Source organism: Euzebyella marina, from assembly GCF_003687485.1.
In the GTDB taxonomy this organism is placed as follows: Bacteria; Bacteroidota; Bacteroidia; order Flavobacteriales; family Flavobacteriaceae; genus Euzebyella; species Euzebyella marina.
Map to the genome: position 1 here is coordinate 182,907 of NZ_CP032050.1, position 20,815 is coordinate 203,721.

17 protein-coding genes are annotated in these 20,815 nt (G+C 42.4%); 6 read left to right on the plus strand and 11 right to left on the minus strand.

Annotated features, from left to right (window positions below; all coding sequences use genetic code 11):
• Positions 1-15: 15 nt before the first annotated feature.
• Positions 16-255 (minus strand): hypothetical protein, encoded by a 240-nt coding sequence (locus D1013_RS00785; RefSeq protein ID WP_121847071.1) that lies wholly within the window; start codon positions 253-255, stop codon positions 16-18.
• 157 nt (positions 256-412) lie between these two features.
• Between D1013_RS00785 and D1013_RS00790 the strand changes: the two genes are divergently transcribed.
• The 5 genes from D1013_RS00790 (at position 413) to D1013_RS00810 (ending at position 6,737) form a co-directional block, all read left to right on the plus strand.
• A complete protein-coding gene (locus tag D1013_RS00790) occupies positions 413-3,721 on the plus strand; it encodes a glycosyl hydrolase (RefSeq protein ID WP_121847072.1) in 3,309 nt (1,102 codons plus the stop codon).
• A gap of 106 nt (positions 3,722-3,827) precedes the next feature.
• Positions 3,828-4,934: an acyltransferase family protein gene (locus D1013_RS00795; RefSeq protein ID WP_121847073.1), complete on the plus strand. Its 1,107-nt coding sequence runs from the start codon at positions 3,828-3,830 to the stop codon at positions 4,932-4,934.
• Between the two features lie 30 nt (positions 4,935-4,964).
• Positions 4,965-5,762 carry a 3-keto-disaccharide hydrolase gene (locus D1013_RS00800; RefSeq protein WP_121847074.1) on the plus strand — a complete coding sequence of 266 codons (798 nt, stop codon included), beginning with the start codon at positions 4,965-4,967 and terminating at the stop codon, positions 5,760-5,762.
• Positions 5,763-5,838: 76 nt separating this feature from the next.
• The gene (parS, locus tag D1013_RS00805) at positions 5,839-6,279 is read left to right on the plus strand and encodes an Xre family toxin-antitoxin system antitoxin (RefSeq protein WP_121847075.1); all 441 of its coding nucleotides are present in this window, start codon (positions 5,839-5,841) and stop codon (positions 6,277-6,279) included.
• Positions 6,276-6,737: an RES family NAD+ phosphorylase gene (locus tag D1013_RS00810; protein ID WP_121847076.1), complete on the plus strand. Its 462-nt coding sequence runs from the start codon at positions 6,276-6,278 to the stop codon at positions 6,735-6,737. The genes parS and D1013_RS00810 overlap by 4 nt, the downstream gene beginning before the upstream one ends.
• Here the strand turns inward: D1013_RS00810 and gloA2 are convergent.
• Genes gloA2 through D1013_RS00830 form a run of 4 tightly spaced genes read right to left on the minus strand, consistent with a single transcriptional unit; the run spans position 6,727 to position 10,231 of the window.
• Positions 6,727-7,128, minus strand: a complete 402-nt coding sequence (gloA2, locus tag D1013_RS00815) for an SMU1112c/YaeR family gloxylase I-like metalloprotein (protein ID WP_121847077.1) — start codon at positions 7,126-7,128, stop codon at positions 6,727-6,729. The genes D1013_RS00810 and gloA2 overlap by 11 nt on opposite strands.
• 5 nt (positions 7,129-7,133) lie before the next feature.
• The gene (locus tag D1013_RS00820) at positions 7,134-7,916 is read right to left on the minus strand and encodes an SDR family NAD(P)-dependent oxidoreductase (protein ID WP_121847078.1); all 783 of its coding nucleotides are present in this window, start codon (positions 7,914-7,916) and stop codon (positions 7,134-7,136) included.
• Complete coding sequence (locus D1013_RS00825; RefSeq protein WP_121847079.1) at positions 7,916-8,806, minus strand: SMP-30/gluconolactonase/LRE family protein; 891 nt, start codon at positions 8,804-8,806, stop codon at positions 7,916-7,918. The genes D1013_RS00820 and D1013_RS00825 overlap by 1 nt, the downstream gene beginning before the upstream one ends.
• 42 nt (positions 8,807-8,848) lie before the next feature.
• A complete protein-coding gene (locus D1013_RS00830; protein WP_121847080.1) occupies positions 8,849-10,231 on the minus strand; it encodes a purple acid phosphatase family protein in 1,383 nt (460 codons plus the stop codon).
• A 404-nt stretch (positions 10,232-10,635) separates the two neighbouring features.
• Here D1013_RS00830 and D1013_RS00835 point away from each other — a divergent pair, with 404 nt between their 5' ends.
• Positions 10,636-13,302 (plus strand): MGH1-like glycoside hydrolase domain-containing protein, encoded by a 2,667-nt coding sequence (locus D1013_RS00835; protein WP_121847081.1) that lies wholly within the window; start codon positions 10,636-10,638, stop codon positions 13,300-13,302.
• A gap of 4 nt (positions 13,303-13,306) precedes the next feature.
• On the opposite strand, the gene D1013_RS00840 is transcribed toward D1013_RS00835, so the two are convergent.
• The 6 genes from D1013_RS00840 to D1013_RS00865 form a co-directional block, all read right to left on the minus strand.
• Positions 13,307-14,938, minus strand: coding sequence for a S41 family peptidase (locus D1013_RS00840; RefSeq protein ID WP_121847082.1), 1,632 nt, complete (start codon positions 14,936-14,938; stop codon positions 13,307-13,309).
• Positions 14,939-15,051: 113 nt separating this feature from the next.
• A complete protein-coding gene (rnpA, locus tag D1013_RS00845) occupies positions 15,052-15,444 on the minus strand; it encodes a ribonuclease P protein component (RefSeq protein ID WP_121847083.1) in 393 nt (130 codons plus the stop codon).
• A 52-nt stretch (positions 15,445-15,496) separates the two neighbouring features.
• A complete protein-coding gene (locus D1013_RS00850; protein ID WP_121847084.1) occupies positions 15,497-17,362 on the minus strand; it encodes a M1 family metallopeptidase in 1,866 nt (621 codons plus the stop codon).
• A gap of 55 nt (positions 17,363-17,417) precedes the next feature.
• Entirely contained in the window at positions 17,418-19,049 is a 1,632-nt protein-coding gene (locus tag D1013_RS00855) for a S8 family peptidase (protein ID WP_121847085.1), read from the minus strand.
• 15 nt (positions 19,050-19,064) lie between these two features.
• The gene (locus tag D1013_RS00860) at positions 19,065-19,970 is read right to left on the minus strand and encodes an SMP-30/gluconolactonase/LRE family protein (RefSeq protein ID WP_121847086.1); all 906 of its coding nucleotides are present in this window, start codon (positions 19,968-19,970) and stop codon (positions 19,065-19,067) included.
• Positions 19,945-20,814 carry an MBL fold metallo-hydrolase gene (locus D1013_RS00865; protein WP_121847087.1) on the minus strand — a complete coding sequence of 290 codons (870 nt, stop codon included), beginning with the start codon at positions 20,812-20,814 and terminating at the stop codon, positions 19,945-19,947. Before D1013_RS00865 ends, D1013_RS00860 begins: the two co-directional genes overlap by 26 nt.
• Between the last annotated feature and the right edge of the window lies 1 nt (position 20,815).

Here is a 20,815-nt window from a genome sequence, read left to right on the forward strand (position 1 = left end):
CCTTCTATTCAATAATTAATTTGGTTGCTTTATCTTCCCCCTATGAAAGAAGAGGTCGTTCGAACCCAAGACGTTTTTAAAAGCTGCTTTTTCGTAGGGTGCTTTGGTATAATCATCTTCGTTGTTCTGGCGGTTGGCTATTTCTTCTGGTGGCCGTATTAACAAATACCGTTCGGTATGGTTATTTAAATTTTTAAGTCTTCCTTTTCTAATTGATTTTTCTTCCGCTACACACTCCTTTTTATTAGCCATCATTATCTATTGTCAAGATTCTAGCGATTGTTTTTCACATAGCGCTTATCTGCTACAGGACAGTACAGTATGGATAAGATTGGCAAAAGAATTATTCTTGTTATAGGCTGTTACTTCCCCACAGCATAATACCTGAAATCTCTAACTAACACTAAAGACTATGAATACCAAGGCATCGTTGTTTATTGGCTTGTTAATTTGTATGCTGCTCATCGGTTGTGCGCAAGAACCACCAAAGCCATCTTTTAATAAAGAAGAATTGGCCAAAAACTTTCAAAATCCCCCCAATGAAGCAAAGCCCCGAGTCTGGTGGCATTGGATGAATGGCAACATTACCAAAGAAGGCATCAAGAACGACTTGAACTGGATGACCGAAACGGGTATCGGAGGCTTCCAAAATTTTGATGCCAACCTATTTACACCATTGGTGACCGATAAAAAGCTGGTGTTCATGACACCTGAATGGCAAGACGCCTTTAAATACACCACTGATTTAGCAATAGAAAAAGGATTGGAAATGGCCATCGCAGGATCCCCGGGCTGGAGTGAAACCGGAGGGCCTTGGGTAGAAGCTAAAGATGGCATGAAAAAATACGTCTGGTCAGAAATAACGGTACAAGGCGGTCAAAATTTTAAGGGTACCTTACCTAAGCCCCCGACCGAGACAGGCGGGTTTCAAAATGTACCCTCTGAAGGGGGCATTGAAATGAGTGAAGAGCATCAAGAACTGCCCGAATTTTATGGCGATGCAGCTGCTTTTGCCTTTCGCATACCTGATGATGAGCAAACAATGGCAGAACTCATGCCCAAGGTTACATCAAGTGGCGGAAAATTCTCTTTAAAAACCCTCACCGATGGCGACTTGCATACAGCTACTGAATTGCCGCCAGGTGAAGTAGGCGAAGAGATATGGATTCAATATTCGTTCGATCGGCCCGTAACCTTTCGTAGTTATTCGGTTGTTGGGGCCAACCACAATGCCTTGGAGCAGTTTAGGGGAAGCCCTCAAAACCGAAGTTTATATGTCAGCGATGACGGTAAAGACTTTCGAAAGGTAACCGATATTCCAGGCTCGCTCGTTCCGCAGACTTCAGGTAGCTTTAAGGAAGAAACTGCCAAATACTGGCGCTTTGCTTATGAGACTCTACCTCCGTCACCTCCAGGGTTAAGTGCCTTGTTCGGTGCTCCGATGCCTACCAAACCCGATGGTGTTCCGGTAGCCGAATTTGTTCTTTACCAAGCTGACCGTATAGATCAGTTCGAAAATAAGGCCGGTTTTAGCGCATGGGTAGAAACAGACGTGCCGACTCACACTACCGGCAATGCCATAAAGAAAGAAGAGGTTATCGATTTGACTTCACAACTTGGTGAAGATGGTTCGTTGAGTTGGGAGGTGCCTGAAGGAAAGTGGAAAATCGTTCGGTTTGGATATTCCCTTACCGGGAGACAAAATCACCCTGCCTCACCGGAAGCAACAGGCCTTGAAGTAGACAAACTTGATGAGGATGCGGTTCGTAGGTACATCAATCATTATTTGGATCTGTATAAAGAAGCAACGGGTGGTCAAATGGGCGAAAAAGGTCTTAGCCATGTTATACTCGATAGCTATGAAGCCGGGCATATGAACTGGACGCATAATTTTCCCGATGAATTCAAAAAAAGAAGAGGTTACGACATACTGCCATGGATGCCGGTACTTTTGGGTAGGGTGGTGCAAAGTGCCGAGGATAGCGAGAAATTTCTTTGGGACTTTAGAAAGACTATCGGCGAAATGATTTCCGACAATCATTATGATGTTATCGGAGAAGAACTGCACAAAAGAAACATGGGCCGATATACCGAAAGCCATGAGAACGGACGTATTTTTTTAGCGGACGGAATGGATGTTAAACGCAATGCTGATATACCCATGTCTGCCATGTGGACGCCCGGAAGCCTTGCCGGTGGTTCCGATGAGGAAGTACGCAGCGAAGGCGATATTCGCGAGTCGGCGTCAGTAGCCAATATTTTCGGAAAGCCTTTTGTAGCCGCCGAGTCGATGACCTCTATTCAAAATGCATTTTCTTGGCATCCAGAAAAACTGAAGCGTACTGCCGATCTTGAAATGGCTTCCGGTCTCAACCGATTTGTAATCCATACCTCTGTTCACCAGCCTTTAGACGATAAAATGCCCGGTTTCTCATTGGGCCCTTTTGGTCAATACTTTACCAGACAAGAAACATGGTCGGGTGCGGGTGCCAAGGCTTGGATCGATTATCTTGGTAGAAGCTCCTATCTTTTACAACAGGGCCAAAATGTTGCCGATGTTCTCTACCTATATGGCGAAAATGATAATATAACACGAATTACGCAGCAAAGTCTTCCTGATGTGCCCAAGGGCCATGAGTTCGATTTTGTAAGCGCTACCATTCTAAAAGAAGCCATAACGGGTTCCGATGGTCACCTTAAAGCGGAAAGTGGGGTTACTTATGCCATGCTAATGTTAGATGAGGGTACGCAAAGAATGACCCTATCCACTTTGCAGAAATTAAAAGAATTAGCCGATGCAGGTATCAAGATCAAAGGTAAAAAACCACTTGAAAGCCCTAGTTTATCAGACGATGATAGGGCTTTTCAGAAAATGGCCGAAAAAATATGGTCAAAACCCAACGTAGGTGCCAACGTGGCTCTTGATCAAGTTCCCGATGTTGATTTTTCAGAAACGGATCATGATATTCGTTTTCGTCATCGTGCTACCGGAGACAGTCATATTTACTGGCTTAATAACCGCAGTGCCCAAGCTATTAAATCAAAGTTGGGCTTTAGGGTAACTGGTAAAAAACCTCAAAAATGGAATCCGCAAACAGGGGAAGTTTTGGATATTGGCTATTCGACATCGGAGAATCAGACTTGGATCGATTTGGATTATACCCCTTGGGATGCTTTTTTCATCTTGTTTATAGATGAGACCGATCAAAACTCTTTTTCAGTTCCCGAAACGGATTCTGAAACCATTGCTGAAATCAATGGGCCCTGGCAAGTAGCCTTTCAGGGGAATAGAGGGGCTCCTTCCTCTAAAGTTTTTGAAGACCTCGTTTCGTGGACGGATCAGGAGGAAGAGGGCATCAAGCACTTCTCAGGTACGGCGACTTACAGCAATACCTTCTCGATATCAAATATCGAGGACGGTGCTAAATACACCTTAGATTTAGGAGAAGTTAAGAATATAGCAGAGGTCAGCGTTAATGGCAATGCTATTGGTACTCTTTGGAAAACTCCTTTTACTATTGATATAAGTGATGCCTTAAAATCAGGAGATAATACTTTAGAAGTTAAAGTCACAAATACATGGGTCAACCGCTTGATCGGTGATGCTGTAAAAGAGCCTGCCCAAAGAATTACGTTTACGACTATGCCATTTTATAGAGGTGGTGAAGAATTATTGCCTTCCGGACTTTTGGGCGATGTAAAAATCTTACAGATGAAATGAATACTTTGATGAACGTTTGAAAATTTATTGGAGCTGGTAAAAGCAGATCCAAACGAACTAGTAAATTTTCTATACTTTAGAAGAATCAACCAACAAACCACCGATCATGTCGCAATTGGCAGAGAATGTATCGAAACGTCTATTTTCATTGGATGTTTTTAGAGGATTGACCATGTTTTTGCTTATTGCCGAAGCCGCTGGGTTTCATCAATATTTTTCGGAATGGGCCGAGGGTTCGGTGTTCGAGGGCTTGGCCCACCAACTACACCATCACCCTTGGAACGGCTTGCGCTTTTGGGATTTGATTCAACCTTTTTTTATGTTCATCGTAGGGGTAGCAATGCCTTTTTCACTCAGAAAACGTCTTTCTCAAGGAGACCGCAAAAGGGTTAACCAGCACATTTTCCGGCGCTGCTTTTTATTGTTTGCCTTTGGGGTGCTACTTCATTGTGTTTATAGCCACGAACTTGTCTGGGAACTCTGGAATGTTTTGGTACAACTGGCCTTTACCATTTTAATAGCCTACGCCATTATGCACCTGCCCAACAAGGTTCAAATTGGTGTATCTATCGGTTTGTTACTTTTGACCGAGATACTCTATAGGGCCTATGACCCAAGTGCCCCATACGCTCAGGGCCATGAAAGCTTTGGGTCTTTTATGGATAGATTGGTAATGGGCCAGGTGAATGGGGGTTATTGGGTGTTCGTGAACTTCATTCCGACCGCTGCACACACTATTTGGGGCGTTATTTGTGGAAAATTGTTGTTGGAACACATTCCTGAAAAAGAAAAAATAAAGCATTTTCTAATATGGGGTACGGCCATTCTTGTTATTGGCTTCGCTCTTGACCTCACCGGTGTAACCCCTATTGTAAAACGAATCGCCACCACATCTTTTACTTTGGCATCGGGCGGCTTCGCCATTTTGACCCTCACACTTTTCTATTGGGCAATCGATGTGAGAAATAAACATTATGATTGGCTAAAAATTTTCGCTGTTGTGGGCACGAACTCTATATTTATCTATCTTTTTGCCGAGACCGTGGGAGTTCAGTGGTTTCGAGGTTTTGGAAAAATCTGGACAGCAGGTCTTTTGAGTCCTCTAGGTGTTTCAGAATCCCTAATTATGGTGATAAATTCGCTTGTGGTACTTTTTATCTTTTGGTACATTACTTACTTTTTAGACAAACACCGAATTTATTTCAAGGTATAGCCCCTAAACCCATCCTTTAAAATAAAATTTATGAAAATTAGACTGTTACTTACCCTCTTTACCTTTGTTGGCTTTATTCTACTCGCTTGCGGGGTTCAAAAAAACACGTCGGATGACGGATGGATCGATCTTTTCAATGGTAAAAATTTAGAAGGGTGGACCACAAAGATTCACCATTACGAAACAGGTGATAACCATGGGGATACCTTTAGGGCCGAAGATGGTATCATCAAGGTGAGATACGACCAATACGAAGGTGATTTCAATGATCGTTTTGGGCACTTGTACTTTGACACCCCTTATTCTCATTTTCATCTTTCAATGGAGTATCGTTTTGTGGGGGAGTTACATCCTGGGGCCCCATCATATACGCAATTGAACAGCGGTGTAATGTACCACTCCCAAGACCCTCGCACCATGTTAAAGGAACAGGATTGGCCTATTTCCGTAGAAATGCAGTTTTTGGCAGGAATTGAGGAAGGGGTGGAACGCCCGACCGGAAATATGTGCAGCCCAGGAACGGAAATAGATTTTCAAGGAGAGCAATACCCCGGCCACTGCTTGAATTCTACTTCCGAAACCCTATACGGAGACCAATGGGTAAAAGCAGAATTGATTGTTTATGGCGACTCTCTGGTACAACACATTATCAACAGCGAGAAAGTCTTGGAATACACCAAGCCCCGTGTGGGCGGTGATGTGGCCAATCGTTACGACCCAAAATATAAAGTAAACGGCACCCCTCTAACACAGGGTATGATTGCTTTGCAAAGTGAGGGCCAGCCCATTGATTTTAGAAATATCAAGCTTAAAAACTTGAAGAACTAGCTTCGTAAAAGCAATTTTAACGTAATTTTGTCGTTATTTTTGCGACAAATGTTTTATTTTTAATAAAAAGCTTTTCATGGCAACTGCGTTAAAATTGTTTGAAACCAAAAACGGGGAGTTCTCTTATGACTGGAACGACGATAAGCGGTCTTATTTACTTATCAAATTGGTCAGAGAGGGTATACCGTACAGTGATTTTGCAAAGGTTTTAAACGCGTCTTCCTTTAGTTCACAAGAGTGGGCCAATTTTCTGAATATTTCAGTTAGAACCCTAGAAAGGCACCGAGAAGAAAACAAGATATTTCGTCAAGAACAAAGCGAAAGAATACTTTCCATCTTTCAATTGCTTAATTATGGCAAATCGGTTTTTGGTACTAACGAAGACTTTTTTGAGTGGTTGGGCTCAGAAAGTATAGCCCTTGGGGGTATTAAACCCAAAGAACTCTTAGATACCAGCATTGGCATACACATGGTGAAAGATGAGCTTGGCCGCCTAGAACATGGGGTATTGGCATGATTGTTTATCGGTTGGGAAAGGAGAAGTATAAAAACGACCTTTCGGGAATCGGGGCCGAAAAATTTGGTGGCCGTTGGAACAGTAAAGGGGTGCGAATGGTATACACTTCGCAATCTCGGGCTCTGGCCAATTTGGAAGTAGCCGTACACTTAACTTTAAAACTCGTACCCAAAGACTATTATTTGACCGCCATCGAAATACCCGATGAGCTAGTACTACCCTATCCTGAAAAAAAATTACAGGGCAAAAATTGGAAAACCCATCCACCAACATCATTTACTCAAGAAGAGGGAGATAAATTTATAAAGTCGAGCAAAAACCTCGTTTTAAAAGTACCTTCGGCCATTGTACAAGGAGATTATAATTTCTTGATCAACCCTGTTCATTCAGATATCGGCAAAATTAAGGTCTTGTACTCCGAACTTTTTTCTTTTGATAAGCGCTTGTTTAGGCCATAGATTCAGAACCCTCATACAACTCTATGGGAAGGTCATCTGGGTCAGCAAAAAAAGTAAAGCGTTTTCCTGTAAATTCATCGACGCGAATAGCCTCGACTTCAACACCAAGTTGCTGCAAACGTTCTTTTTCTTGCGCGACGTTGGCAACCTCGAAAGCCAAATGCCTTAGCCCTAACGCCTCTGGCCTAGACGGTCTTTTTGGAGGTTCAGGAAAGGAAAACAGTTCGATGATATATTGCCCATTTAGAGCTAAATCCAATTTAAATGAATCTCTTTCTTTTCGATAGACTTCTCTAATAACTTCCAACCCTAAAATAGTCGTGTAAAAATCTTTCGATTTTTGGTAATCGGAACAAATAATGGCAATGTGATGAACATTCTTTAGTCCCATAAAAACTAATTAAGATCCTCAGGATATTTCCCGGCGGTAGTCCATCCACCATCAACAGAGATGGTCTGGCCATTGATATGGTCGGCCTCCCCAGAAAGTAAAAAAAGACATGTATGGGCGATATCTTCAGGTTTGCCCACTCTACCATTGGGGTTCAACCTACCCCAAATACCTTCATAATCAGGCTGCTCTAATTTTGTGCGTTCGGTAAGTGTGGCCCCTGGAGCAATTACATTGATATTGATATGATGTTGATCCAGTTCATAGGCAAGGTTCACGGCCATCATACGCAATGCCGCCTTGGTCATGGCATAGGTGGTCAGGTTGCGGTACGCCCTAATACCCACTTGCGAAGACAAGAGAACCACCTTACCGCTATGCCCCTTTTCAATCATTTTGAGAACGGCTTTTTGAACAAGAAAAAAGGCTCCTTGAAGGTTCAGCTCTACTACTTTATTAAATGATTCAGGAGTAAACTTTAAAAAGTCGCCAAACAGCGTTATACCCGCGTTTGGCACAACGAAATGAATATCACCAAAAGAGTTCACGGCAAAATCAATTATTTCATCAATTGTTTTAATAGAACCGGCATCGCCCGCAAAAGATTTACAATTTCCCGGATGAATTTGATCAATTTCTTTTGCAGCCTTTTTTGATAACTCTGGGTCAAGGTCGTTTAGAACTACATTGGCCCCATTTTTAACAAGTGCCTCCGCAATGGCATAACCTATACCTTCGCCTCCACCGGTAACGATGGCCGTTTTTCCTTTAATTCCTGAATAAGCCATTATAATTCTTTAAAATAGGTAATCAGCGTACCCGTAACACCTGGTTTGAAAGTAAACAGACCGCCACTTTGAGGGTGTTTTTCAAGTTGTTCTTCGCTCAACCCGCTTCTCGCCGTAGTTATGTAAAGTGTGTCTAGGTTTTTACCGCCGAAACAACAAGAGGTTACATGGGGCGCAGCAACTTCAATCTTTTGAATGATTTCTCCGGTTCTGGGGTTCCATTGTCGAATACAAGCTCCGCCCCAATGGGCAATCCATAACATATCTTCAGAATCGATACACATGCCGTCTGCCCCGCCCAACTCCTTTGGTATATTAAAAGCGGTCTTTCGATTTTTTAAATTTCCCGAATCTATATCAAAGTCGTATCTGTCAATGCGATAATTTTCGGTATCACTAAAGTAAAAAGTCTTTTTATCGGCCGTCCACGCCATTCCGTTTGAAATAGTGGTATTAGGAATAGCAACAGAAACTTGCCCTTTAGAAGTTACTTTGTACAGATTGCCGCTCTCAGGGTCAAATTCTTTGTGCATGCTTCCGATATAGAAATCACCGTTCGGACCTACTTTACCGTCGTTGTAACGCATTTTAGAATCTTCATTCTTTAAAATGCCGTGCTTTCTAAAGTCTTTGTTTGCTACCTGAAAACTAGCCAACCCGTCTTCAAGGGCCAGCAAGATATTTCCGGTAATTTCTGGAATAGCGGCACCTGTCATTGAAGGCAGTTGCCAGAAGTGGTGTTCATTAGTTTCGAGCACCAATTGATGAAGGTATTTTCCCTCGATATCTACCCAATAAAGTGTTTGCCGTTGCCAATCCCAAACCGGGCCCTCACCCAGAACACTTCGGGTGTCTAAAAGTAATTTTGCCTCAAAAGTTGATTCGTGCATTCCGAATATTTCAACGAGAAAGTTACGGAATTTTTAGGGCAATCAATTTTCTTTCACGAAATCCTTTCTTAGTCGAATATCGCTATCTGGCACCTTGTTGATCAATGTTTTTTTACCGTTCTTTTTGATTAGGTCGAAGGCATCGTACAAAGAGCCCATCGGTGTATAGGCACCATAGGTTATTGTGTCTTGAGATACCGTAATGATCTGAAACAGCTGTGTGTATTCGCCGCGGCGCACCATCCAGCCTTGGTCTTGAGATTCATACATTTTCGGTCCGCTGACCGACACGGCATATACCGTTCCGGCATCTTTTACTACCGTTAGCCCTTGACCTTCATTTTTTTCATATCCACGAGCATAGGTATGGTCATGGCCTTGCAAAACCAAATCAACCCCGTACTTGTCAATTAACGGTTTTAATGCATCTCGTAGTTCTTTATTGTCCCTTCCTTTTGCTGTTGAAAAAATAGGATAGTGCATGGTGATTGCCGTCCATTTTTTGGTATTGTTTTTTAACACCGAATCGAGCCATTTCACTTGAGCGGTTCGGGCTTCTTCATGCTCATCGAAGCCTTCGGCATCTATCGAAATAAGTTTCATATTCTCATATTCAACGGCATAGCACGTTTCTTTTAAAGCCTCTGTTGGTCCATTTTCTGGCAGTGTAAACTGAGGCCGCCATAGTGAGGATAGTACCCCGTCTCTGTATTCATGGTTGCCCGGGGTCATAATACTGGGTACGGTGGCATGAATAAAGCTACCTGCGTAGAACCACTCACCCCATTCCATATTGGCATCTCTGTCATTGATCAGGTCGCCTGCGTGCAACATAAAATCAACGTTGGGGTATTGCCTATATGAATTGCGTATAACTCGGGACCATAAAGACTTGACATTGTTCTGGGCATCGCCAAAATAGATGAAGCTAAACGGTTTATCACCTTTGGCACTGGCGGTTGTAAATTGAAACCATTCGCTCCAGTATCCATTGTCATCCGCTCCATTTCCAACTCTGTAGGCGTAAGTGGTCTCCGCTTCGAGTCTGTCAATTACGATGGAATGATAAGTGGCCTTGACAAGGGGTTCCCTCCGGTTTTGATTTTCGAATAGTTCTGAAGTTGCCTTGATTTTCTTTACTCCCTCTAAAAGAAATTCTGGTCCATCAGTGGCCTTGGCTATTTCTACAAAGCCCTCAGCCACTTCTTGGTTGGTGCGCCAATTGACCGCAAAGCTACGGGCCGGGTCAACGGTAAGGTTGGTAATAATACGGTCAGGAGTTCTCGATGGAAAAATTAGCTTGTGGTCTAAAATAGTATCTAACGAACCGTAATGGCTATGAGCGCCTTGACCATGATTATGTTCTTGTGAAAACGCAACTGTAGATAAACTTGAAAATATCAATAAGGCGATTAACTTTTTCATTTGATAGGATTGCTAAACTGGTTTGGAATGAAGTTCTGTTTCGGTAAGTATTTCTGTGATAAAACTACAAAGTTTGAAAGCGACCTTCGTAAAGAATCTTGCCCGTATTGTATGGAAATTTATCAAGCTTTTAGTGAAAAATTAAGCTTAATTAGCCCTAAATGATGAAAACTGCCATGTAAAATGCTGAATTATCGTTTTTGTTTCTTCAAAAGTTTTTATTATTTATCGATGCAACTGCAATATTTATAAATAATGCACAATTGTTTTCCCGATATGATAATTCATTGAGCCAAAGGGGGCAACACCTTTAAATCAATCGGATTATAAAGTACTTTTACTATTACTTATCGCCATGGGGCATCAATATGCCGAAACCATCAAATCAATAAAACCAAGAATACATGTTGCAGAAGGGCATAGAGGCACAAAGGTTGGCCATCTCGGACAACTATAGAAATTGGAAAAAGTGGGGGCCCTACCTAGCCGAAAGACAGTGGGGCACTGTTCGCGAAGACTATAGTGAATATGGCCACGCTTGGGATTTTGTTGACCACGAAAAGGCAAGAAGTAATGCTTACCGCTGGGGTGAAGAAGGTATTGCAGGGTTTTGTGACGCGCGTGAAATTCTTTGTTTGGCACCTGCCTTTTGGAACGGCAAGGATCCTATCATTAAAGAAAGACTTTTTGGCCTGACCAATAACCAGGGCAACCACGGTGAAGACGTTAAAGAATTATATTTTCATCAAGAATCGTCGCCAACACATTCGTATTGTAAATATCTCTATAAGTACCCCCATAAAGAATTCCCTTATGGAGACTTGGTCGCCAAAAACCAGCGCAGCCGTCATGAGCCTGAATTCGAGTTGCTCGATACCAACTGCTTTAACTTCAGCTCTTATTTTGATTGTATCATTGAGTACGCCAAGGCAGACGTTGATGATATTTTAATGAAAGTGACCGTAGTAAACCGTGGTCATAAAGCTGCCAATATACATGTACTGCCCCAACTCTGGTTTCGCAATTTCTGGAAACACAACCAGCGCTTTTCAAGGCCGGCCATCACCTCAACGGGGCTCACCACAGCCGAATCGCGAAGCACAAGAAATGGAAGGTACTTTTTGTACCACCAGCGCGGCAAACAGTTGTTCTGCGAAAATGAGACGAACAACAAAAAAATATATGGTGTCGAAAATGAAACACCCTTTGTTAAAGATGGTATCAACGACCGAGTGGTCGAAAGAAAGAGAAAAGCGGTCAACCCTGAAAAAACAGGTTCAAAATTTGCCGTATGGCACAAGCTAAGGCTTCGCCCTGGTCAAGAAAAAACAATCAAATTCCGCTTGTCTAAAAAACGGGTAGAAAAACCTTGGGCCGAGTTCGATAAAATCTTTGAGCAAAGAGTAAGTGAGTGCCGGGCATTTTACGATGAAACCGTTAAAACATCGTTGCCTGAAGCCCATAAGCATATAGTTAAAAGGGCTTTCTCCGGACTGTTATGGACAAAGCAATTCTATTACTACGATGTATTTAAATGGCTGTTCGGTGGGCCCGGCGAAGCAAGACCTTATCGCTCGAACGCCAGAAACTTTAGTTGGCAGCATCTCACCAACCGTCATATTATTTCGATGCCCGATAAATGGGAGTATCCTTGGTACGCTGCTTGGGATCTTGCCTTTCATATGGCTTCCTTTGTTGAAATAGACCCTTATTTTGCCAAAGAACAATTGTTATTAGTGCTCCGGGAGAGTTACATGCATCCCAATGGGCAAATTCCGGCATATGAGTGGAATTTTAGTGATGTAAACCCTCCTGTACATTCGTGGGCGGTATGGACAGTTTATGAAAAGGATAAAGAACGAACCGGAAAGGGCGATAGGGATTTTCTTGAAAAATCTTTCCAAAAACTCTTGGTCAACTTTACTTGGTGGGTCAACCAAAAAGACAAACACGGTACCGACCTTTTTGAGGGCGGGTTTTTAGGTCTTGATAACATTGGGGTTTTTGATCGCAACCATATGCCCCCAGGCATAACACGTATGCAGCAGGCCGATGCGACTAGTTGGATGGCCATGTTTACCCTGAATATGCTTCGCATGTCATTAGAACTGGCGGAAGGTAATGATGCCTATGAAGAATCGGCAGCCAAGTTCTTTCGTCACTTTCTCAACATTGCTTGGGCCATGCACCACATCGGTCAAAAAGATATTTCGCTCTGGGACGATAAGGATAATTTCTATTATGATGTAGTCGAAATGTCAAGCGGTACATCACATAGACTGAAGGTTCGGTCGCTCGTAGGTATTATACCGATGTTTGCCGTAGAGGTCATGGATAAGAATCTTTTTGAGAACCTGAAAGAATTTAAGACCAGAGCGGCCAAAATAGTTACGACCCGACCCGATTTGGCTTCTTTGATTTCGAGAATTGAGGAAATAAATGAAAACGGAAGCTATTTATTTTCAATTATGAGAGGCTTTCGGCTTGAGCATTTATTGAAGCGAATGTTAGACGAAGACGAGTTTCTTTCCGACTATGGTATTCGCTCTTTATCAAAATACCACAAGGATAACCCGTATGTTTTTGACCATCATGGGCATCACTCCATACAATATGAACCGGGCGAAAGCCGCTCTAATATGTTCGGCGGTAATTCAAACTGGCGCGGGCCTATCTGGATGCCTCTGAATTACATGATTGTACAGTCTTTGAGAAAATATTACTCTTACTACGGGCCCACTTATGTTTATGAGTTTCCTACCGGGTCGGGAAATAAGCTAAACCTCAACCAGATTGCCAACGAAATAACGAAAAGGTTGATGCGTCTTTTTGAAAGAAATGCCGATGGGCGCTTTCAGTACCATTCAGACGACAAGAACAAACTCTATTCGAAAAACGAACATTTTAAGAATCAACATCTGTTCTATGAGTTTTTTGATGGGGATAACGGTACAGGTTTAGGTGCATCTCACCAAACAGGGTGGACCGCCCTTATTGCCAACCTCATCATGGAAATGGAAGAGTCGGAAAAGCAGGAAGAAGTCAAGGTTGAAAAAGCGAAAGTGCTTTAATCCTTTATTTCAACAGACCAAAATACTTGTTTTCGTCGCCTAAGAGAGCCGTAGCGGCGATTATGGCATCGTCATGGGTCAGGTAATAATCGTAAAGCCCTTCTCTGTAGAAATAGCGTTTAACGATTTCGTCTTCCAGCTTGCTTTTGATTTCCTTTTGATATTCTTCCAATGCGGCAAACTTACTCTTGTCGATATCGGCCAATAACGCTTTGAAATCATTTTCAATGGCGTCATTAAAAATCACTTCTTCACGGTCGGTCATGGCCGCCTTTAACGTTTTCTCGGTCTTGGTCTCAAAAGAAAAATTACTATTGGATACGAAGTCTTTAAAATCTTGGTAGTCACTATCGGTGAACTTAAAATCGCCCATGCCGTCTAGTGTGTGATTATAATAGTAGTTAGTAGCATAATCAAATATCACATTATCGTTCAAAAGAGCCGTGGTGAGTTCGTTCGCTTTTGTTGATGCTATCTCGAGGTCTGGCAGAACCCCACCCCCATCTTGAACCTTGCGGCCATTGCGAGTGGTAAAGTCATTAAAAACGGTCTTCTGAATAGCGTTGCCATCTTCATCACGGTTCCAATAGTCTAAAGACTGAATACATCTGCCAGATGGCGTGTAATACCGGCTTATGGTCACCTTAAGCTGTGTGCCGTAGGTAAGTTTCAAGGGGCGTTGTACCAACCCTTTGCCGAAGCTTCGTGCGCCCATGATTACCGCACGGTCGAGGTCTTGCAGACCTCCGGAAACAATCTCACTGGCCGAAGCGCTACTTCCGTTTACCAGAACGACAAGCGGAATTTCCATATCGATCGGCTGATCTTTGGTGCGGTATTCACGGTTGAATTTTTTTACTTTCGACTTTGTCGTTACAATCAACTCACCCTTATCTACAAATAGGTTGGTCACATTAATGGCTTCCGATAGCAACCCTCCCGGGTTGCCCCTCAGGTCTAGTATAATCTTCTTGGCACCTTGACCTTTTAATTCCTGTAAAGCCGATTTAGTCTGATCCGATGCTTTGGCATTGAATTTAGAAAGTACTATGTAACCAGTTTGATTATCGACCATTTTAAAGAACGGTACAGCATCTACCTCAACTGCACCACGGGTTATCGTAGCTGTCTTGGTCTCGCCTTGTCTTTTGAAGGTAACTTCGACCGAAGTATCGCTAGCTCCTTTTAAAAGTTCGCTCGCATTATCATGAAATTTTGATACATCGATATCTCCTATCTTCAATATCTCATCTCCAGCCTTCAAACCTGCCAAATCAGCGGGATAGCCTTTATAGGGCTCCATAATCAATAAGCGGTCATCATACGAACGTACGAGGGCACCGATGCCCGAATATTCACCGGCATTATTAATCCGGTAGGTTTCAACATCTTGTTCGTTCAAGAACTTCGTATACGGATCAAGGTCGTCAAGCATATTCTTGATGGCCGTATCCATTAATTCCGCCGGGTTCGTTTCATCTACGTAGTTCATGTTCAATTCTTTGAACAGGGTCGTAAAAATTTCAATTTGCTTAGCGATTTCGAAAAAATCACTTTTAACAAATCCTGTTCCCACAATAAAGACCGAGAGGGCCAAAATGGGAATGAATATTCTCTTTTTCGTAAATGACTTCATCAGAACGATAGTTTTCGAAGTATAAATTAGTTTGGGTATTGGATGGAGCATTCAAACTTTAATACCATGCCCCACAAATTCTTGGTCTACCATTACGTTAGACTAGTTCGAGGCTATTCTAAAGAACGGTCAGATGGGTTTTCCGCTTCAAGAAAATAGCGCATGGCTTTAATCATGGCACGCTCCATTTCCTTGAAATTTGTCATCTTTTTCCCAAGGTATAAAAATAGAAACGCAAAAGAGCCTTCACTATTGTTAAAAACATGATGTTTGTTCAGCCGATAGCTTTCGCGCATCAATCGTTTAATATTATTGCGGTCAACCGCCCCTTTGATATTTCTTTTTGGAACGGCTACCCCTGCCTGTATTTTAACCTCTTCTTTCAGTTCGGTTTTTAGGTAAAACAGCTTTATAGGATAAGCTTTGACCGACTTGCCCTGTTCAAAAAGCTGTTCAATCAACTTTTGACTTTTAAGCTTTTCTTTTTTTGGATAACTAAAATCCATATACGGTGACTAGGCTTTCTGCGGCTTGAATGCCGTGGCTAAAGAAAAGAGGCTAGTTTCCTCCCTCCCTTTGCCAAACATTATCGGTCTGATCGACATCGGCCATTAGTTGAGATGGGTCGATTACAATAGCCTTTACATTTTCAAGGGGTCGGTCAATCGTAAAACTGTAATTGGGGTATGCCCAAGCCCAATCATCGAGAACCGTTCTTTTTAATTGCGGATAGGGATTTTCCTTTTCGCCACGCAACATACGCAGGGGCGCATAAAAGGTTTCTTGCGTGCCATCTTCGTATACCACCAAAAGGTCTATAGGCATCGGCATAAGGCCTTTACGCGCTAAGCTTACGGTCGTTTTTCCGTCATTTGAGGCTACATCGGTAATACCATAGTCAATGGTATTGGTCGTTTGGGTCCAATCGGTCAGGTACCAATCAAGTTCCATACCCGATACCTTTTCGGCCACCCTTTTTATATCGTTGGGAACGGGATGTTTGAACTTGAAATCTTCATAATACTTTCTAACGGTTTCCATTAGCTTGTCTTGCCCAATGACATAGCCCAGTTGTGACAGAAAAATAGAACCTTTACTATATGCCGCTATGCCGTAGGCAAAATTCAAATCATACCTGTCGGCATGCGTCGATTGGGGCTGTTCCCTTCCAGAATTGACCAAATTGTAGTAGCCTTTATAAGTGCCTAAAAACGGGTTCTCTTTGTTTTCTTGCATCACCTCGTTCATAGCTAAATTTGAAATAAAGGTGGTAAAGCCTTCATCCATCCATTCGTGTTTTGACTCGTTTGTAGCCAATATATGTTGAAACCATGAATGGGCCATTTCGTGCGCCGTAACACCGACCAAACTTTCGAACTTGCGTTCACCCGTTATCAAGGTAGACATGGCATACTCCATACCGCCATCGCCCCCCTGAATTACAGAGTATTGGTCATACGGGTATTTGCCTATGTTCTTGCTGAAGAACTGCATCAGTTCTGCCGTTTTAGGCTGCAATTTTTTCCAGTTTTCAGTAATCTCTTTATTGTCTTTGTACAAAAAGTGCAATACCGGTCCGTTTTCAACTTTGAGGGTATCGTGCAGATAATCAGGATCTGCCGCCCACATGAAGTCATGAACATTGGGAGCCTTAAAGTGCCAGGTCAATGTTTTGCCCTTTTGCTTTTTAATTTTGGTTTCGGGTGCCTCATAACCGTGACCTACCTCTTGTGGGTTCTGCAAATATCCACTTCCGCCCACAACGTAATCTTTGTCAATGGTTAGCTTTACATCAAAATCGCCCCAAACACCATGAAATTCACGTGCGATGTAAGGATCTGCATGCCATCCTTCAAAATCGTATTCCGCCAATTTAGGATACCATTGACTCATTGAAAGGGCAACCCCTTCCGAGCTATTTCTACCTGATCGACGTATTTGTAAAGGGACTTGGCCACTAAAAACCATGTCAAATGTAGTCTTAGCACCAGGTGCAATCGGTTTGGCCAATTCCACTACCAAAATGGTTCCCTCTTCAGAAAAATTCACTTTTTGTCCATCTTGAAGTAGCGAGTTCGTATGCAAATAACCAACCTCTTTATCAGATAGGGCAGATATTCTACTTTTTTTGTCTTCCGTCATCATTCGGCCATCGGGATCGGCAATATTTTGCAAGCGAACATCCATCTCACTCCCAGGCTGAAAAGCATTGAAATAAAGGTGATAATAGACCCTCGAAATCTCATCGGGTGAGTTATTGGTATAGACCAACTTCTGCGTGCCTGTGTATTGATAATTGTCTACATTCATGGCCACTTCCATCGAGTAGTCAACATGTTGCTGCCAATAAGTACAATTTTGGGCATGAGCATCAGCCGCGAAAAACATAGCAATAACAGCAAAACCTTTAAAAATGCGGTTCATAATAAAAATGATATATGTGGCCCCACAAACTTTGTGGGGCACGTATTGATACTAGTTATAGTTTTATCTTTCCCGAAGAAACATTGTGCGCCATAATGAGGGCGTTGTAAGCGTTTACCATGGTACCGGCCTTCGAAATTTCTTCCAGTTTTCCGGTTTTGGCCGAATCTCCCGCAAGAATAACATTAGCCCTGGGGGTTAGGCCAGACTCCATAATAATTTGCTTAACCTGGGGAGCGGTCAACTTTGGATATTGCGAGCGGATTAAAGCCGCAACCCCTGCCACAGCTGGAGCGGCCATTGAAGTACCGCCTTGAAACTCGTACTCGTTGCCAGGCATTGTAGAATAGATCTCGTCACCAGGTGCAAAAACATCAACATTCACTTTGCCGTAGTTTGAAAATGAAGCGACCATTTCAGAGCCATATTTTGGAGCTAATGCCCCTACGGTAATGACATTGTCCGAAATCTCGGGACCGTTGTTTACTTGGTCGTTCGGGAAATTCGGGTTGGCTGGGTCGTCTAAATCTTCACCTGAATTACCGGCTGCATGAACGAACAGAACATCATGGTCTGCGGCATATTTTATGGCATCGTAAACCCATTGGGCATTTGGTGAATATCCTTTTCCGAAACTTCCGTTGATAATTTTCGCGCCATTATCTACCGCATAGCGGATGCCTAATGCAATATCTTTATCATATTCGTCACCGTTTGGTACGGCACGGATGCTCATGATCTGTACGTTATTGGCCACCCCGTTGGCCCCAAGGCCATTGTTTCTCTCTGCGGCAATGATACCGGCTACGTGGGTTCCATGGCTTTCATCTTCCGACCTACTTTGAGGGTTTCCATTTCCATAATCAGTGTCGGTAATGTCATATGGGTTATCACCTACCTCTTTACGGCCGTCAAAATCAACGTTGTAATTATAATTAGCCTGATCGGTAAAATATTTGACACCGCCTTCTATTTGCTCAAGCACTTCTGGAATGCTGTCTTCATAAGTTAGCATTTGCGTAAGTATGCCAATGTTTTGCTGCATGCTTGGGTCTGTAGACTTTATACCGGCCAAATCTTCTTTGGTATACTCATCTTTGCCCAGTTCTTTTTTCACAGCGGCATCTGCATTTTTAACCGCTTGAAATATTTGTTCGTACTGTTGTTTTTGCTGTAAAGTCTTTCCGTATTCTTCTTCAACTTCTGCCTTTGCCTTTGCCTGAAGTGCGACATCACCCAATTTTAATCGAACAATACGTGCAACCTCTAATTGCTCGTTATAAGACTCCCCAAGAAAGTTATAGCCGTGGATATCATCTATGTAGCCGTTCTTATCATTATCAATTCCGTCGCCCGGTTTTTCTCCAGTATTGGTCCAAAGAACACCATCTAAATCTTCATGTTTTAAATCCATTCCCGAATCAAGTACCGCAACAATGACCGTTTCACCCTTCTTATTTTTAATAATTTCGGTGTATGCTTTATCTACACTCATACCGGGTATGGTATCACTGACCAAATCTAAATGCCCCCAGTTCTTCTTTTCAGCATCCGACAAATCGGAAATTTTTAGTGGGGTTGTATCAATGTTTTCGATAGGTGTAGAAACCAAGGTGGTCGCACCGCAGCCCATAAGCACGGATGCCATTGCTAATCCGAGTACGGATTTCGGAAATAATCTTGTCATATAGTCAAATTGAGATTAGTGTATACTTTTGTAATAGGCACCGGGGTTGACAGCTGGAAAAGCTTCCAAATTTCCCCTATCTGCCATGGTAACATAGCAAGTTTTGCCATTTTTGCCCCCAAAGGTAATGTTTGAAGGCTTTTTTCCCTTCAATTGCACTTCTTTTATGATTTTTTTATCGGGAGTTACTATCAATACCGTACCCTTATCATATCTGGTGATATAAAGATTGCCTTTTGCGTCACACCGCATACCGTCCATTCCGAAATCTTCAAAAGACATAAAAAGGTTTTTATTCGATATTTTACCTTCGGAATCAATGTCATAACTCCAAATTTTTCTTTGAACAGATTCGTTGACGTACAATTTCTTTCCGTCAGGGCTCACCTCGATACCGTTTGTGGTTCCCATTTCATCTTCGAGAAGTACTATTTCTTGTGATTTGTTCACCATCCAAATACGGCCTTTACTTTCGGCCCAATTCGGATCGCTAAGGTATATGGTTCCATTCGGTGCCATGGCCAAATCGTTAGGCTGGCTCATTTCAGGATTATGGGCGAAAATTATCGGCTCTCGCGTGCCCTTCTTAATTTGAATTACATTATGGCCCACATAATCGGCAATGTACATATCGCCAGATTTATCAAAACGGATGCCATTGCCCACACTCTCACCGGGCAGCTTCGCAAATACTTCTCCCTCGCCACTTTCGTATACGATTCCGATGGTGCCTTGATCTTTAAAGTTTACCGCATAGACGTTACCTTCACTATCAACTGCAGGACCTTCCACCCCTTTGGTAAAACTCCATTCAGAAGTAAAATCAGTACTTTGTATTCGTTGGGCTTTGCAGGAAACCAAGAAAAAAATTGCATAAAAACCGAAAGGTATTTTTTTAAGCCGTGGTATTGAATAGTTCATTGAAAGTAAGGGTATTATCAAGCCGAGCACCTTTCTCGGTCTCACGCAAGGTACAAATTTCATTGTGGGCATCATGTTCGAAAAAAAGAAAGTATTCATTTTTTAGGGCCTCTTTCAAAAAAACATCTTTTTCTTTGAGAGTCAGCAAGGGTCTCGTATCATAACCGATGACGTACGGTAGAGGAATGTGCCCCACGGTAGGTATTAAATCGGCCACAAAGACCAATGTTTTACCTTTATACCTAATATGAGGTAGCATTTGCTTATCGGTATGTCCGTCAACGAAAAGAATATCAAAGCCCAATTCAGAATTTTTCAAAAAAGCATCTTTACCTCTATCTATAAAATTCAATTGACCACTTTCTTGCATTGGTAGCAGATTTTCTTTTAAAAAAGAAGCTTTTTCTCGAGCATTTGGTTCAGTGGCCCATTTCCAATGGTCTTTGTTCGTCCAAAATTTTGCATTCTTAAATGCGGGTTCAAAACCCGTTCTGTCCTTATTCCATTGAATGCTACCCCCGCAGTGGTCAAAGTGCAAGTGAGTCATAAAGACATCTGTAATGTCATCTCTATGAAAGCCGTGTTTGGCCAGCGAACTATCGATTGAATCATTGCCCCAACGGTAATAATAACCGAAAAACTTATCCGATTGTTTATTACCGAGGCCCGTATCTATTAAAATAAGCTTGTCTCCATCTTCTATCAATAAGCTTCTAGCGGCAATATCGATAAGATTTTTTTCGTCGGCGGGATTCGTCTTTTGCCAAATAGTCTTTGGCACCACACCGAACATGGCCCCTCCGTCTAATTTAAAGTTTCCTGTTTCTATGGTATATAATGTCATA